This is a genomic window from Nocardioides sp. T5 (assembly GCF_048161455.1).
Taxonomy (GTDB): Bacteria; Actinomycetota; Actinomycetes; order Propionibacteriales; family Nocardioidaceae; genus Nocardioides.
In genome coordinates this window covers 115,510-129,650 of the sequence record NZ_CP182415.1, presented here as the reverse complement: position 1 = coordinate 129,650, position 14,141 = coordinate 115,510, and the positions used below count along the sequence as shown (strand labels likewise).

Below are 14,141 nucleotides of genomic sequence, written 5' to 3'. Positions count from 1 at the left end.
CGGATGGGCGGGGCCGGGCCCGACGACGCCCGGGCGCTGGGCGCCCTCCTCCTCGGCGAGGAGCCGAGCCTGACCCGCGTCGAGGTGGCCGAGCGCGCCGGGGTGCCGCTCGACCTCGCCGTCACCCTGTGGCACCAGCTCGGTTTCCCCCACCGCACCGACGACGACGTCGCGTTCGCCGAGAGCGACGTCGAGGCCCTGCGCCTCTCCGCCGAGCTGGTGCGGATCGGGATCCTGCCACCGGAGTCGCAGGCAGCGCTGGTGCGGACCTGGGGCCGCAGCTACGCCCGCCTCGCCGAGTGGCAGACGACGTTGCTCGCAGGGCTGGCCGTCGACGACAGCGACCCGAGCGCCGGTCCGGCCGGCCTCACCGAGCTGGTGAGCGAGGTGCTCCCCCGCGTCGAGGCGCTGCAGGGCTACGTCTGGCGGCGCCACCTGGCCAGCGCGGCCGAGCACCTGCTCGAGGACGCCAGCACCCTGACCACCACCGAGTCGCAGCTGTCGGTGGGCTTCGTCGACATCGTCGGCTACACCACGCAGAGCCGCAGCCTCGACGGGCCCGAGCTGGTGCGGTGGGTCGACGGCTTCGAGCAGGACACGACGACGCTCGTGGTCGACCACGGCGGCCAGGTGATCAAGACGATCGGCGACGAGGTGCTGTTCACCGTCGCCGACCCGGCCGCCGCCGTGGAGGTGGCCCTCGCGCTGACCGCGCGCGGGGCGGACGCCGAGGACCCCTTTCCGGCCGTGCGGGCCGGCATCGCGCACGGGTCCGTCGTACGACGCCTCGGTGACGTCTTCGGCTCGACGGTCAACGCCGCCTCCCGCCTGACGTCGGCCGCGCGGCCCGGCAGCGTGCTGGTCGACGCGGGGGTGCACGAGGCGCTGGCGAGCGACGAGGGGGACGCGTGGCGGTTCCGGCGCGCGCGCCGGATCTCGGCCAAGGGGTTCACCCACCTCGAGGCCTGGCGCGTCAGGGCGACGGAGACGTGAAAGCCCGGTCGTTGTTGACGGGGGAAACAACAACGACCGGGCAGTGACGAATCTACTCCGCCCCGGACGGCCCGCACAACCGTTGGATCCGTTGTGTTCGAGCCGTGGTCAGATGGTGGACCCGGCCTTACCGGATCGTCACCTGGCGGTTGGCGAGTCCGGCTCGCGCGGACCGCTCCTCGGCGCTCAGGTCTCCGCCCTGCAGGGCCTTCTCCAGGTCGGCCGCGAACCGCGCCGCCGGCTCCTCGAGGACCTCGGCCCCCGTGCCGACCGGCAGGTCCCACACCGGGGCCAGCAGGCCGTGGGCACGGAACATCCCGACGAACCGGGACCCCTCGGCCACGGAATCCTTGCCGGCAGCGTGCAGTCGGGCGAGCGCGTCGAGGAGCTCGTCCTCGGGGTGCGGCATGACCCAGCGCAGGTGCTCCTTGGTCCCGACGTTGGTCCAGTACGCCGCCTCGACCGAGGTCAGCCGGCTGGTCGGCATCACGCCGCCGTTGGCCTGCTCGAGCGCGGCCTCCATGCTCGCGTCGCGCTCGGGGATGTCGTCGATCCAGTACTCGAAGCCGTCGTGCACCGTGATGTCGAGGCTGGTGTCGCTGATCAGGTCCTGGATGCTCGGGCCGTCGCCGGGCGCGCTCATCAGCCCGACGATGCCGGGCTCCTCGGTGGCCAGCGCGGCCTCGAGGACGGCGCCGAGGTCGCGGGCCGGGTTGCCGTAGGAGTGCTGGACCTGCAGGCCCAGCCAGATGTCGCCCGAGTCGCGCACCATCGCCGGGGCGGCCCCGGGCAGGAGCGTCGCGAGGCGGACGGTGCGGTCGCCCTCCTTGAGGGTCAGCGGCGCCGTCGCGGCCGGGACCAGCTCGCGCAGGGCGATGACGTCGCACTCGCTCGGCATGCCCTTGAACGGGCGCGCGACGAAGGTCGGCGCGGCACCGCCGGCTGCACCGTGGCAGGCCTTGTAGCGCTTGCCCGAGCCACAGGGGCAGGGCTGGCGGGGGCCGACCTCGCCGGCGGCGGGTGCGGACTGGGCGGTCTTCCGGGACTTCTTGGCCATACCCCAGAACTTATCCGCCCAGCAGCTCCAGCATGTAGGCCGGCCGGTCGGTGATGACCGCGGTGACGCCGAGGTCGAGGCACAGGTCGAGGTCCTCGGCGGTGTTCACCGTCCACACGTGGATCTCGCGACCCTCCTTGCGCAGGTGCCGGCCGAGCCCGGGGTGGTCGCGCAGCTCCTTGATCCCGGGGCCGACGATCCAGTCGTCGCCGACCACGGGCCGCAGCACCGGCCAGTGGTGCGCCTTTTCGACCAGGATCACGACGTCGAGCCCGGGCGCGAGACGGCGTACGCGGTTGACGGCGCTGAGCGAGAAGCTCATCACGCGGGCGGGCGACCCGGCGCGGTCCCACCCGAAGTCGCCCAGCAGCTCGACCAGGCGCCGCTCGACCAACCCGCCGAAGCGGGTGGGGTGCTTGGTCTCCACGGCGAGCTCGACGTGGCGGTCGTAGTCGGCGACGGTCTGGAGCAGCTTGCGGAGGGTGAGCACCTTGCCGGCGTCCGGGTCGCGGGCCGGCGCCTCGTCGTCGAGGTCGGACCACGGGTTCTTCCACGAGGCGAAGTCGAGCTCGTCGAGCTCGGCGAGGTTCATCGTCGACACGATCCCGGGCGTGGACGTCGTACGCCGCAGGTCGCGGTCGTGCACGCACACGAGGTGCCCGTCGGCCGTCAGCCGGACGTCGCACTCCAGCGCGTCGGCGCCCTCGTCGAGGGCCTTCACGTAGGCGGCGAGCGTGTGCTCGGCGGTCTCGTGGCTGCTGCCACGGTGGGCCACGACCTGGGGCCGGTCACCCGACGTCCGGTCAGGGGGCGTCCGGTCGCGGCGCGTGCGCGGCGTACGTCGCATGGCCTGAGCATGGCACGCAGACCGCGCGCGACACGTCACCCCTGCAGGCGTCAGTGGACGTGGTCGCGCCAGTCGTCAGGCACCCGGTCGGCCGGGCCGGGGACGGTCTGGTCGTCGGGCCGGCTCTGCGGGTCGGCCAGCCGGGGCCCCTCCACCCCGACGGAGCGGCTGTAGTCCCAGAACCAGTCCTCGCCGGGCTCGAAGCTCTGCACCACCGGGTGGCCGGTCGCCTCGTGGTGGGCGGTCGCGTGCTGGGCGGGGCTGGAGTCGCAGCAGCCGACGTGCCCGCACTGGGCGCACCGGCGCAGGTGGACCCACCAGCCGCCGTCCTGCTCGCACTCCACGCACCCGGTGCCCGACGGGGTCGCTGCGGGATCGATGCCTGCCGTCATGCCCCCCAGCCTGCACCGTCACCGCCCGCGGCGGAAGGCCCCGGCTCCCTCTCCGGAGAGGAAGCCGGGCAGCCAGTGAGCCTCCCAGGCCGGGATCTCCTGCCGCTCGACCGCCGTGCGGGGCGGTGCCTGCGAGGCCGTGCGGTAGCGGCCGTCCCCACGCTCGAGGTAGTGGTAGTTCACCAGCTCGCGGCGCAGGTAGGCGAAGTCCTCGTGCACCCCGAGGAGCACCTCGTTGACCTCGGGCTCGGAGTAGTCGCGGCCCGGCTCGAAGCGGCTGAGCACCTCGAGCAGCACCCCCGCGCGTACCTTGCGCTTCGCCGGCACCCGCTCGATGCGGCCGCCGGTGAAGAGCCGGCCGACGAGTCGCTCCTGCTCGGCACGGGCGGCGTCGTACGCCTCCCGCTCGAGCGCGGCCCGCGCAGCGGTGTAGCCCTCGCCGGTCGCGGCCATCCGGGCGCGGACGACCTGCTTGAAGTCACTGTTCCTGGTCACGGTCGATCACCTTCGGCTGCGCTGCGCCCCCAGTACGCCGCTGCAGCGGGCGTCGACGAACCTGACTCACGGATGCGTCCGAGGATCTGCTCCCCTTCGCCGTGTGCGCGGACTGGGGCCGGCGCGTCGGGCTGGGCGGCGGACGTCGCCCTCGACGGTGAGTCTCCCAGAGACTCACCGTCGACGGCAAAGCACTTTCCGGCGGCGTCAGCGGGTCTCGACGACCTCCGGCTCGTCGACCGGGGTGCCGGCCGCCTGCCGCTTGTCGGCCCGCTTGTTGGCCCACAGGCTGGTGGCGATGGTGATGCCGAGGATGCCGAGGATCACGAAGAGCGACATCAGCGTCGGCACGTCGGGGACCGACGGCCAGACCAGGTGGGCCCAGTGCAGCACGAGCTTGAAGCCGATGAAGCCCAGGATCGCGGCGAGGCCGTAGCTGAGGTGCCGCAGCGCGCCGAGCGCACCCTCGAGAACGAAGTAGAGCGCACGCAGGCCGAGGAGGGCGAAGGCGTTGGTGACGAAGACCAGGTAGGGGTCGCCGGTGATGCCGTAGACCGCGGGCACCGAGTCGACGGCGAAGACGACGTCGGTCGCGAGCACCGCGACGGTGACGAGGGCGAACGGCGTCAGGGCACGGCGGCCCTTCTGCAGGACGGTGAAGCGGGTGCCCTCGTAGTCGTCGGAGACCGGCATGAAGCGGCGCATCACCTTGACCACGCGCATCTCGGCGACGTCGACCTCGTGCTCCTGGCCGCGGATCGCGTCGCGCAGCAGCTTGACGCCCGTGAGCAGCAGGATCGCGCCGAAGATCAGGAAGACCCAGTCGAAGCGGGACAGCGCGGCCGCGCCGAGGGCGATGAAGATGCCGCGCAGCACGAGCGCGCCGATGATGCCGTAGAGCAGCACCCGCTGCTTGAGCACCTCCGGCACCGCGAACGCGGCGAGCAGCAGCATGAAGACGAACAGGTTGTCGACGCTCAACGTCTTCTCGACGAGGTAGCCGGTGTAGTACTCCAGTCCGCGGTCGCCGCCGTGGACGTTCCAGACGTAGAGGCCGAAGGCCAGCGGCAGCGCGACGTAGAACGCCGACCAGCCGATGGCCTCCTTCATCTTCACCTCGTGCGGGCGCCGGGTGGCGATGAAGTCGACGACGAGCAGGGCGAGCACCACCCCGATGGTGACGAACCACAGGGTGGGGGACGCGATGGACGACATGGGTCTCCTCAGGATGGGTTTCCTGAGGTCTCCCCCGCCGCCGGCTGTGCTGGGACGGCCGCTCGCCGGGGCGCCTGCTGAGGCGCCGTAGTGACCGACGAGCGTTGGTGGGGTACTCCCCTCGCCGCGTAGTCTAGTTGAACGGGCAAGCGGACCTCCCATCCACGGTCGCCCCGTATCGTCCCCGGCATGGAGACAGTCGAGTACGACGTCGTGGTCATCGGGGCCGGCCCCGCCGGGGAGAACGCCGCGCAGTACGCCGTGGAGGGCACCGGCATGACGGCCGTCCTCGTCGAGCGCGAGCTGCTCGGCGGCGAGTGCAGCTACTGGGCGTGCATGCCGAGCAAGGCGCTGCTGCGCCCGGTGGCAGTGGCTGCCGTGACGGCCGACCTGCCGGGAGTCTCGACGGCGCACGTCGCCGCCAAGGCGCTGCTCGAGCGCCGCGACACGTGGGTCTCCCAGTACGACGACTCCGGCCAGGCGGACTGGGCGAAGGGCGCCGGCCTCGACGTCGTACGCGGTGACGCGCGGCTCGTCGGCGAGCGGGACGTGCGCGTCTCGTCGCCCGATGGCGACGACGTGGTCCTCCGGGCGCGACGGGCCGTGGTGATCGCCACCGGCAGCGCGGCGCACGTCCCCGAGGAGTACGCCGACGCGCTGCCGTGGGACTCCCGCGACGCCACCGGGGTGGTGGAGGTGCCTGACCGGCTGGTCGTCGTCGGCGGCGGCGTCGTCGCGTGCGAGGCGGCGACCTGGATGGCCGCGCTCGGCTCGTCGGTGACGCTCGTCGTCCGCGGCCCGCGACTGCTGAGCCGGACCGAGCCCTTCGCCGGCGAGGCCGTGCTGGCCGGCCTGCGCGAGCGCGGCGTGAGCGTCCGGCTCGGCACCTCCGTGGAGGACGTACGCCGCTCGGCCCCCGAGGCCACCGGCACCGGACGCATCCACGGCGGCCCCGTCACGCTGACCACCACCCGCGGCGAGCTCGAGGCCGACGAGGTGCTGCTCGCGATCGGCCGGAGCCCGCGGCTCGACGACCTGGGCCTGTCGTCGGTGGGCCTGACGGCGGACGACGTCACCGGCGGCCGGCTGCCCGAGTGGCTGCACGTCGTCGGCGACGCCTCGGGCGGACCGCCCCTCACCCACTGGGGCAAGCACCAGGCGCGCGTCGTCGGTGCCCGGATCGCGGCCGCCGCGGCGGGCGAGGTGGCCTGGGAGCCCGACCGCGAGGCTCCGGTCCCGCAGGTCGTCTTCACCGAGCCCGAGGTCGCGAGCGTCGGGCTCACCGAGGCCCAGGCGCGCGACTCCGGTCACGAGGTGGTGGTCACCCGGGTGCCGACCTCCTCGGCGTCCGGCACGGCGCTCCTGCGCGACCACGTCGCCGGCGACGCCCAGCTCGTCGTCGACGCCCACACCCGCCTGCTGCTCGGCGCGACCTTCGTCGGCCCCGAGTCGGGGGAGATGATCCACGCGGCGACGGTCGCCATCACCGGCGGCGTCCCGGTGCACGTGCTGCGCCACGCCGTGCCGTCGTACCCCACCGCCTCGGAGCTCTGGCTCCGGCTCCTCGAGGAGCTGCCGCCGTCCTTCCGCACGCCGCCGCCGTCCGCCTGACCGCCCACCGTTGGTCGAGGAAGGCGCCTTGGCGCCTGTCACGAGACCCGGACCGACCGGCGACCAAGGCTGAGGGGTCTCGTGACGGTCGCTGCGCGACCTCCTCGACCAACAGGCTGGGCTCAGCCGCGCTCGCGGAGGTAGCGCCCGAAGTGCGGGACGGTGAAGGCGATGCGGCCGCGCTCGCCGGAGTAGACGAGGCCCTTCTTGAGCAGCGAGTCGCGCGCCGGGGAGAGCGACTGCGGCTTCTTGCCGAGCGCGGCGGCGACGTCGGCGCTCGGGACCGAGTCGGGCTCGTCGAGGGCGACGGCGACGTCGGCCATCGCCATCAGGTAGTCGCGCTCCCCCGGGGTGGCGCGCTCGTAGCGCGAGCCGAAGAAGCCGACCGCGAGCTCCGACTCGGCCTCGGGCGCGGCGACGGCGACGTCGGCGGCCGTGATCGGTGAGCGCGGCGCGAGGTCCCACACGGCCTTGCCGTAGGCCTGGATGAAGTAGGGGTAGCCGCCGGTCGCGTCGTACATCGCGGCGAGCGCGTCCGGGTCGTACGCCGCGTCCTCGTCGGCGGCCGGCGCCTCGAGCGCGCGGTCGGCGGCCTCGCGGGAGAGCCGGTCGATGCGCTGGTAGCGGAAGAGCCGCTCGCTGTAGGACTTGCTCGCGCTCAGCACGGCCGGCAGGTGCGGCAGGCCGGCGCCGACGACGATCACCGGCAGGCCGGACTGGCTGAGCTCGTGGCAGGCGGCGCACAGTGCCGACACGTCGTCGGGACCGAGGTCCTGCATCTCGTCGATGAAGATGCCGATGCCCTTGCCGACGTCGGCCGCCAGCCCGCCGAGGTCGGTGAAGAGCTCGACCAGGTCGATCTCGATGTCGCCGGAGTCGGCCCGGCCGCGTACGGCGGCGGCGTCGATGCCCGGGCTCCACTGGTCCTTCAGCCTGGCCCCGGCGCCCGCGTCGCGGTGCGCGAAGGACTTGATCACGCCGAGGACGTGGTCGACCGACTCCTCGTCGCGGTGACCCAGCTCGCGGACGGCCTGGTGCAGCGCGCTGCTCAGGGGCCGGCGCAGCCCCTGGCCGGGACGGGCCTCGAGCTTGCCGGTGCCCCAGCCCTTGCGCACGGCCGCACCGCGCAGCGCGTTGAGGAGGACGGTCTTGCCGACGCCGCGCAGCCCGGTGAGGACGAGGCTGCGCTCGGGGCGGCCGTTGGCCACCCGCTCCAGGACGACACCGAACGCGGCGAGCTGCTCGTCACGACCGGCGAGCTCGGGCGGGCGCTGGCCCGCGCCGGGGGCGTAGGGGTTCCGGATCGGGTCCACGATCAGACCCTATTCGGCAATCTAGTCCGATCCCTAGATCACCGGATAGTCGGCGAGTCAGCCGGCCTCGCTGGGCCGGTCGAGCCGCCCGACACGCTCACGGGCGGCGTCGTACGCCTCGTCGAGCCCCCGGCGCAGCATCGCGATCAGGTCGGGCACCTCGTCGGCCGCGAGCCGGAACGTGCCGGCGCAGACGTTGTCGCGCCACAGCGACAGCACCACGAGCTGGCGGTCGTGGTGCCACGTCACGCGCAGCGAGCGGTCCTCACCGCGGGGGTCGAGGAAGACCGTCCGGGTGCGAGGCGTGCGCTGCTGGGCCATGTTCCATTGTGACCCGTCCCACAAGCGGTTGCCTAGACTGACGTGCGTGCCCGAGCTGCCCGAGGTCGAAGCCCTCGCCCAGGACCTGCGCCGTCGCCTGGTCGGCCGCGCGATCAGCCGCATCGACCTGGCCGCCTTCAGCGCGCTCAAGACCTTCGACCCGCCGCTCCACGCGCTGCACGGCACGCTCGTCGACGACGTCACCCGGCACGGGAAGTTCCTCGACATCGACGCGAGCGGGGTCCACCTGGTCATCCACCTCGCGCGCGCCGGCTGGATCCGGTGGCGCGACGAGGTGCCCGCCCTCCCGGCGAGGCCCAACTCCAAGAACCCGCTCGCCGCCCGCATCGTCATCGACGACCCCGAGCTCGAGACCCAGCCCGGCCTCGACGTCACCGAGGCCGGGACCCGCAAGGGCCTCGCGATCTACGTCATCCGCGACCCGCAGGAGGTCGAGGGCATCGCCCGACTCGGGCCCGACCCGCTCTCCGACGACTTCACCATCGAGGTGCTGCAGCAGATCCTCGAGGCCGAGGGCCGCAAGCAGGTCAAGGGCGTGCTGCGCATGCAGTCGATCGTCGCCGGCATCGGCAACGCCTACTCCGACGAGATCCTCCACGCCGCGCGGATGTCGCCGTTCAAGCCGGCCAACAGCCTCGACGAGGCCGAGCTGCAGACGTTGTACGACGCCGTGCGCACGACGCTGGGCGACGCGGTCCAGCGCTCGAGCGGCCTTGCGGCGGCCGAGCTCAAGGGCGAGAAGAAGAGCAACCTCGCCGTCCACGGCCGCACCGGGCAGGCCTGTCCGGTCTGCGGCGACGTGGTGCGCGAGGTGTCGTTCGCCGACTCGAGCCTGCAGTACTGCGCGACGTGCCAGACGGGCGGGAAGCCGCTCGCCGACCGGCGCCTGTCCAAGCTGCTCAAGTAGCAGCCGAGGCGTCGGCCGGGCCCACCCCCGTGACAGCCCGGCCGACGCCTCGTTCGTCAAGAATACCCTGACGTCGACCGAATGCTCTCACGCAGTGGCGTGCTTGTCGCCCGACCGGCGCGAGAATCTTTCCCAGGCGGCCTGCCGGGAGACCCCGAGGGCCCGCCCGATCTCCGCCCAGGAGATGTTGCGGCTGCGGAGCAGATCGACCCACTCGTGGGCGAACGCGGTGTTCTGCTCGGCGGAGGCGAGGATCTGCGGCAGCGTCGCCAGCAGCTCGGCGTCGTCCATCCGCTCCCACGGGAAGGGACCGCTCACCGCCGCGATGGCCTTGTCGTCGTGGATGATCGCGTGGAAGTCGTCCACGCACGACGCGCAGACCTGGGCGCCGAGACCGCCGATCAGGCGCAGGTCGGTGCCGGGGCCCCCGGGCTCGCCACAGAAGGAGCAGATCCTGCCCTCGCGCGTGATCGCCATGGCACGTCCTCCCTCTGCGTCACCGGTGGCAATCGTACGTCGAGAGCCGGCACCGCGCCGTACTGGCGCGGCGGCGCTCACTCGGTCGTCTCGGGGATCTCGGGCAGCTCGGGCATCTCGATGTCGTCCATCGGGTTGCCGCACGTCTCGGTCAGGTAGTCGCCGAAGGCGTCGGCCTGCTCCTCGACCTCCTGCGAGGCGTCGGCGCCGCCCTTCTCGAGGTCCTCGAGGTTCTCCATCGAGAAGTCGGCGGCGTCGATCTCCTTGGCCTGGTCGACGACCGCCTCGAAGCCCTTCCGTGCGTCGTCGGGGATGTCCTCGGGGGTCCCGACCTCCTCCATCCGCGAGGCCCAGTCCTTGACCGCCTGGGCCATGTCCTCGTCGCTGGGCAGCTCCGGGGTGGTCGTGTCCTCGGGCACCAGGTCGGACATCAGGCTGTTGGCCGCCTCGCAGAAGCCGTCCGTGCTCGCGTCGCTCGGGGCGCCGCTCCCCCCTCCCCCGCAGGCGGAGGTGACGGTGCCGACCAGCAGCACGGCGCTGGTCAGGGTCAGGCGGGCTCGGACGCTCATGGACTCCCCCTCGGGTGGGACGCGTCCCACGCCGGGTCGCGTCACGATCGGGCCCACCCTCCCGTGACCGGTCACTCGTCGTCCACTCGGAACGGTCTGGGCAGCGGGACGTCGAGGCTCCGCCTGAGCGAGTCGAGGTAGTCCGCGCGCGGACGTCGTACGACACCCAGGGACGCCAGGTGCGGGGTCTGCCACTGCACGTCGAGCACGCGACGCTCGGCGTGGTCGTCGCGCAGCAGGTCGACGAGCGCCAGCAGCGCGACCTTCGACGCGTCCCGCTCGCGGTGGAACATCGACTCGCCGGCGAACAGTCCGCCGATGCTGACGCCGTAGAGCCCGCCCACCAGCCGGTCGTCGCGCCAGGCCTCGACCGAGTGGGCCCAGCCCAGCCGGTGGAGGCGGCCGTAGGCGTGCCGGAACTCCGGCGTGATCCAGCCGTCGGCGCGGTCCGGGCTCCCGCACGCGTCCACCACGTCGTCGAAGGCGGTGTCGATGCGGATCTCGAGGTCGCGCGCCGAGCGTCGCAGCGACCTCGACACCCGCAGCCCGTCGAGCGGCAGCACGCCCCGCTCCACGGGTGAGAACCAGCCGAGGTGCTCCTCGCCGTCCAGGGTCACCGGCATCGGGAACAGCCCCAGCCCGTAGGCGGTGACCAGCGTCCCCGGCTCGAGGTCGGCGCCCAGCGCGACCAGGTCGTCGTCGGGGTCCCACGTCGAGCTCGGCGGGAAGGCCCACGGCGTCGGAGCGGGGGCGATGGGCACGCTTCGCACGCTAGCGAACGCGCAAACCCTCCCGGGACCGGACACGTGCGGCGACCTCCCGCCACGCCCCGTGCTGGGCCGCCGACCGTACGATCGGGCCATGGGCCTGAAGCAGACCGTCGGGCGGCAGCTCGCCCCCCGGATCACCGACCTCGCACCGGGGGTGACCGGCGGCTTCGTGCGCGAGGCGCTCAACCGGGCGATCGACGGCGTCGGACCTCTCGCGCCGGCGGCCGACGCCGCCGACAACCAGCTGCACGAGCAGCGCGGCAACGTCGAGCGGGCGATCCACGAGGTCATCGAGAACAACGTGCGCATCGCCGGCGCCCAGGGCTTCGCCACCAACGTGGGCGGACTGGTCACGATGGCGGTCGCGATCCCCGCCAACGTGGCCGGGCTGGCGATCATCCAGTGCCGGATGGTCGCGGGCATCGCCCACCTGCGCGGTCACGACCTGACCGACCCGCGCGTGCGCAACGCCGTCCTGGCCACCCTGCTCGGCGAGGACCAGGTCGGCGAGCTGGTGAAGAAGCGCAAGCTGCCCAGCACGCCGATGGCGATCGCCACCGCACCGGTCCACGACCCCACCATCGACGGCACCATCTCGGCGACCGTCGCGAGCGACATCGTCGCGCGCGTGGCCGGCAAGCGGCTGGCGACCACCGTGGCCCGGCGGGTGCCGATCGTCGGCGGCGTGGTCGGCATGGGCGCCGACGGCTTCATGACCTGGCGCATCGGCCGCTACGCCGACCGGGAGCTGCTGCCGCGGAGGCGCTGACGCGTCGTCGTACGCCGGCTGTTCAGCCCTTGCGGCCGCGCAGGCGCCGGTAGGCGTCGAGCGACCCCCGGCCGGCGGGGCTGCCCTCCAGGGTCGTCACCACCTTGCGCCGGGCCCGGTAGGCCGTGGTCGCCCGGGTGCGTTCGAGCTCCTCGTGCGCCTCGCGCAGCTCGCGGTGCAGCCGTTCCTCGACCGCCCGCAGCCGTGCGCCCTCCACGAGCAGGGCGCTGATCGCGTCGAGGGCGGGGGGCAGCAGCTCCTCGGCCGTCGCGGTGTCGGGATCGGCGAAGGTGCCGGCGTCGGGACCCAGCAGGTCGTCGAGCGAGCCCACGACGTCGTAGCCGCGCTCGTCGAGCACCTCGATCCAGCGCTGCGAGAGCTCGCGCGCCCACGCGTGGTCGGCCGGCGCGAGGCCGAGCCGGGCCGAGGCCACGCTCCGCGACAGCGTCTGGTGGGCGAGCGTCTCGCGGACGAGGGGGCGGTAGTCGGGCGGCGCGATGATCGAGGTGACGCGCTCGTTGATGGTGCGCAGCAGGGAGGTCTCGGGGACGCCGAGGGACGGGTTCTCCCGCTCGGCGGTGAGGTCGAGCGGCAGCCCGTCGAGCCCGAACGTCCGGGCGAAGCGGCGCCACAGCTCGCCCCGGTCCGCGCCCGGCGGGGGCAGCGTCACCAGGTGCACGCGCTCGGGCGGCAGCGAGGAGCCCCACCGCTCGAGGATGTCGGGGAGCTCCTGGACCGCCCAGAACCACGACCCGATCCGGGAGTCGCGGGCGGGGTCGCGGATGGTGCGCAGGAACGAGGCGTACGTGATGTGGCTGCGGTGCTTGACGTTCTCCTGCCACTCGGCCGGGACCTGGCGCACCAGGTCGCGCGCCGACAGCACCAGGTGGACCTCGGCGTCGCCGAGCGAGGCCAGCGCCCGCTCCACCTGCGTCGGGGTCGCCCGCGCGAAGATCTCGTGGCTCACGATCGAGGTGCCGTGCCACTCGCGCACCGCGGCGGCGAGCCGGTCCCAGGCGCCGACGGCCTCGGTCTCGATGCCGCCCCACGGGAGCGTCATCAGGTCGAGCGCGGCGAGGAAGTGGGCGTCGAACCGGTCGGCGGGGTAGAGGATGTCGTGCTCGCGCAGGACCTCCTGGTTGCGGAAGAGGACGTCCTGGAGGTAGGACGTACCGGTCTTCGGGCAGCCCACGTGCAGCAGCACCCGCCTGCTCACCGCTCCACGCTCCTCTCCCGGCCCGCGCGCCAGCCGGTGTCGACGATCATCCGGATCGCCAGGTCCAGCACCTGCCCGTCGTCGGCGCCGCCGTGCCGGGACAGGCCGGTGAGGCCCGGCGCACGGGGTGCGAGGTCGGCGAGGTCGCCGACGACAGGGTAGCCAGCGCGGGTCAGGGCGCGGGTCGTGCGCGCCGCGGACGACGCCACCCAGTCGTGCTCCGTCGGGGGTACGACGACGGGCGCGACGCCGCTGTCGGGCATCCGCTTCTGCAGCGTCCGCATCAGGGCCGGCCGCTCGCCGACCGGGACGCGGATGCCCACGACGGCCGAGATCCGGCGCGCCAGCTCGGCCTGGTCGGCGCCCGACACCCGGACCTCCGGCAGGCGGCGTACGCCCAGGTGCTCGGGCAGCTGGGCGAGGTCGGTCACCACCCGGACGTAGGGCCGGCGCCCGCCCCAGCGGCGGATCGAGTCGTCGAGGTCGGCGCGGGCCGGCAGCTGGTCGCGCTCGCGCCAGAAGCGCAGCCAGTCGGCCCACGGCCGGCTGCCGTGCTCGAAGCACCGCTGCGTCCAGGTGTGGGCGAGCAGCTCGTCGAGCGGGCCGCCGACCGCCACCACGAAGGGGCGGGGGCCTCCCTCGGGACGGCCGCGTCCGAGCAGGTGCTCGCGTGCGGCGGTGGCGACGACCGGGTCGCCGACCAGCCGGAACCGGCGCCGCCACGGCCGGGGCACGCCCCGCCGCACCGGTTCCGGCCCGAGGGCGACGAGGTCGTCGGCGAGCAGCGTGCTCGCCACCCGGAGCAGCTCGTGGGCACTGACCGTCGCGGGATCGACCGGCTGCGCGCCGAACCCGCCCGACGCGGCGCCCACCAGCGGCAGGTCGGCCTTCCCGCGACCGGCCGCCGGTGCGGCGAGGACCCGGTCGGCGAGTCGAGTGCGCAGGTGGTCGTGGTCGCCGCGGGGCCGCGCACTCGACCCGAGGGCGAGGTTGATGCGGCGCAGGAGCTCGAGCTGCTGGGCGCCGGGGAGCGCACGACCTCCCGAGGCCGGGTCGGAGCCGGGGTCGGTCGACGGGTCGGTCCACGCCAGCCACGGCGTCGTACCGCCGACGCGCAGGTGGGCGACCCACCCGTGCACGGACCCTGCCGGTCGGGTGGCGCTGGCGG

16 protein-coding genes are annotated in these 14,141 nt (G+C 73.6%); 4 read left to right on the top strand and 12 right to left on the bottom strand.

What is annotated here, in order from left to right; translation table 11 throughout:
• Positions 1 to 3 precede the first annotated feature (3 nt).
• Positions 4 to 993 (top strand): adenylate/guanylate cyclase domain-containing protein, encoded by a 990-nt coding sequence (locus tag ACNKF0_RS00575; RefSeq protein WP_416955039.1) that lies wholly within the window; start codon positions 4 to 6, stop codon positions 991 to 993.
• Between the two features lie 127 nt (positions 994 to 1,120).
• Here the strand turns inward: ACNKF0_RS00575 and ACNKF0_RS00570 are convergent, their stop codons facing one another.
• The 5 genes from ACNKF0_RS00570 to ACNKF0_RS00550 form a co-directional block, all read right to left on the bottom strand.
• Entirely contained in the window at positions 1,121 to 2,050 is a 930-nt protein-coding gene (locus ACNKF0_RS00570; protein ID WP_416955038.1) for a DUF5926 family protein, read from the bottom strand.
• 10 nt (positions 2,051 to 2,060) lie between these two features.
• Positions 2,061 to 2,897 (bottom strand): glycerophosphodiester phosphodiesterase family protein, encoded by an 837-nt coding sequence (locus ACNKF0_RS00565; protein WP_299930529.1) that lies wholly within the window; start codon positions 2,895 to 2,897, stop codon positions 2,061 to 2,063.
• Between the two features lie 50 nt (positions 2,898 to 2,947).
• Positions 2,948 to 3,289 (bottom strand): UBP-type zinc finger domain-containing protein, encoded by a 342-nt coding sequence (locus tag ACNKF0_RS00560; protein ID WP_299930525.1) that lies wholly within the window; start codon positions 3,287 to 3,289, stop codon positions 2,948 to 2,950.
• 18 nt (positions 3,290 to 3,307) lie between these two features.
• Positions 3,308 to 3,784: a DUF2087 domain-containing protein gene (locus ACNKF0_RS00555; RefSeq protein WP_416955037.1), complete on the bottom strand. Its 477-nt coding sequence runs from the start codon at positions 3,782 to 3,784 to the stop codon at positions 3,308 to 3,310.
• 207 nt (positions 3,785 to 3,991) lie between these two features.
• Positions 3,992 to 4,999 (bottom strand): TerC family protein, encoded by a 1,008-nt coding sequence (locus ACNKF0_RS00550; protein WP_416955036.1) that lies wholly within the window; start codon positions 4,997 to 4,999, stop codon positions 3,992 to 3,994.
• A gap of 189 nt (positions 5,000 to 5,188) precedes the next feature.
• Between ACNKF0_RS00550 and ACNKF0_RS00545 the strand changes: the two genes are divergently transcribed.
• Complete coding sequence (locus ACNKF0_RS00545) at positions 5,189 to 6,610, top strand: dihydrolipoyl dehydrogenase family protein (protein WP_416955035.1); 1,422 nt, start codon at positions 5,189 to 5,191, stop codon at positions 6,608 to 6,610.
• A gap of 122 nt (positions 6,611 to 6,732) precedes the next feature.
• On the opposite strand, the gene ACNKF0_RS00540 is transcribed toward ACNKF0_RS00545, so the two are convergent.
• Entirely contained in the window at positions 6,733 to 7,923 is a 1,191-nt protein-coding gene (locus ACNKF0_RS00540; protein WP_299930513.1) for an ATP-binding protein, read from the bottom strand.
• Between the two features lie 57 nt (positions 7,924 to 7,980).
• Positions 7,981 to 8,244, bottom strand: a complete 264-nt coding sequence (locus tag ACNKF0_RS00535) for a hypothetical protein (RefSeq protein WP_299930509.1) — start codon at positions 8,242 to 8,244, stop codon at positions 7,981 to 7,983.
• A 46-nt stretch (positions 8,245 to 8,290) separates the two neighbouring features.
• On the opposite strand from ACNKF0_RS00535, the gene ACNKF0_RS00530 reads away from it, so the two are divergent.
• The gene (locus tag ACNKF0_RS00530) at positions 8,291 to 9,172 is read left to right on the top strand and encodes an Fpg/Nei family DNA glycosylase (protein WP_416955034.1); all 882 of its coding nucleotides are present in this window, start codon (positions 8,291 to 8,293) and stop codon (positions 9,170 to 9,172) included.
• 87 nt (positions 9,173 to 9,259) lie between these two features.
• Here ACNKF0_RS00530 and ACNKF0_RS00525 read toward each other — a convergent pair whose 3' ends face one another.
• From ACNKF0_RS00525 to aat, 3 genes are all read right to left on the bottom strand, one after another.
• Positions 9,260 to 9,649 (bottom strand): hypothetical protein, encoded by a 390-nt coding sequence (locus ACNKF0_RS00525; RefSeq protein WP_416955033.1) that lies wholly within the window; start codon positions 9,647 to 9,649, stop codon positions 9,260 to 9,262.
• A 77-nt stretch (positions 9,650 to 9,726) separates the two neighbouring features.
• Positions 9,727 to 10,218, bottom strand: coding sequence for a hypothetical protein (locus ACNKF0_RS00520; protein WP_416955032.1), 492 nt, complete (start codon positions 10,216 to 10,218; stop codon positions 9,727 to 9,729).
• Between the two features lie 71 nt (positions 10,219 to 10,289).
• A complete protein-coding gene (gene aat / locus ACNKF0_RS00515; RefSeq protein ID WP_416955031.1) occupies positions 10,290 to 10,979 on the bottom strand; it encodes a leucyl/phenylalanyl-tRNA--protein transferase in 690 nt (229 codons plus the stop codon).
• Positions 10,980 to 11,079: 100 nt separating this feature from the next.
• Between aat and ACNKF0_RS00510 the strand changes: the two genes are divergently transcribed.
• Entirely contained in the window at positions 11,080 to 11,757 is a 678-nt protein-coding gene (locus ACNKF0_RS00510) for an EcsC family protein (RefSeq protein WP_416955030.1), read from the top strand.
• Between the two features lie 22 nt (positions 11,758 to 11,779).
• Here ACNKF0_RS00510 and ACNKF0_RS00505 read toward each other — a convergent pair whose 3' ends face one another.
• Both ACNKF0_RS00505 and ACNKF0_RS00500 read right to left on the bottom strand, forming a co-directional pair.
• Positions 11,780 to 12,973 carry a hypothetical protein gene (locus ACNKF0_RS00505; protein ID WP_416955029.1) on the bottom strand — a complete coding sequence of 398 codons (1,194 nt, stop codon included), beginning with the start codon at positions 12,971 to 12,973 and terminating at the stop codon, positions 11,780 to 11,782.
• Positions 12,970 to 14,112, bottom strand: coding sequence for a hypothetical protein (locus ACNKF0_RS00500; protein ID WP_416955028.1), 1,143 nt, complete (start codon positions 14,110 to 14,112; stop codon positions 12,970 to 12,972). Before ACNKF0_RS00500 ends, ACNKF0_RS00505 begins: the two co-directional genes overlap by 4 nt.
• Positions 14,113 to 14,141 lie beyond the last annotated feature (29 nt).

What these genes read in the sequence shown, in the direction of transcription:
- ACNKF0_RS00545 (WP_416955035.1), top strand. Translation starts at nt 5,189, where the DNA reads ATGGAGACAGTCGAGTACGACGTCGTGGTCATCGGGGCCGGCCCCGCC.
- ACNKF0_RS00570 (WP_416955038.1), bottom strand. Translation starts at nt 2,050, where the DNA reads ATGGCCAAGAAGTCCCGGAAGACCGCCCAGTCCGCACCCGCCGCCGGC.
- ACNKF0_RS00550 (WP_416955036.1), bottom strand. Translation starts at nt 4,999, where the DNA reads ATGTCGTCCATCGCGTCCCCCACCCTGTGGTTCGTCACCATCGGGGTG.
- ACNKF0_RS00560 (WP_299930525.1), bottom strand. Translation starts at nt 3,289, where the DNA reads ATGACGGCAGGCATCGATCCCGCAGCGACCCCGTCGGGCACCGGGTGC.
- ACNKF0_RS00520 (WP_416955032.1), bottom strand. Translation starts at nt 10,218, where the DNA reads ATGAGCGTCCGAGCCCGCCTGACCCTGACCAGCGCCGTGCTGCTGGTC.
- ACNKF0_RS00525 (WP_416955033.1), bottom strand. Translation starts at nt 9,649, where the DNA reads ATGGCGATCACGCGCGAGGGCAGGATCTGCTCCTTCTGTGGCGAGCCC.
- ACNKF0_RS00565 (WP_299930529.1), bottom strand. Translation starts at nt 2,897, where the DNA reads ATGCGACGTACGCCGCGCACGCGCCGCGACCGGACGCCCCCTGACCGG.
- ACNKF0_RS00575 (WP_416955039.1), top strand. Translation starts at nt 4, where the DNA reads ATGGGCGGGGCCGGGCCCGACGACGCCCGGGCGCTGGGCGCCCTCCTC.
- ACNKF0_RS00535 (WP_299930509.1), bottom strand. Translation starts at nt 8,244, where the DNA reads ATGGCCCAGCAGCGCACGCCTCGCACCCGGACGGTCTTCCTCGACCCC.
- ACNKF0_RS00510 (WP_416955030.1), top strand. Translation starts at nt 11,080, where the DNA reads ATGGGCCTGAAGCAGACCGTCGGGCGGCAGCTCGCCCCCCGGATCACC.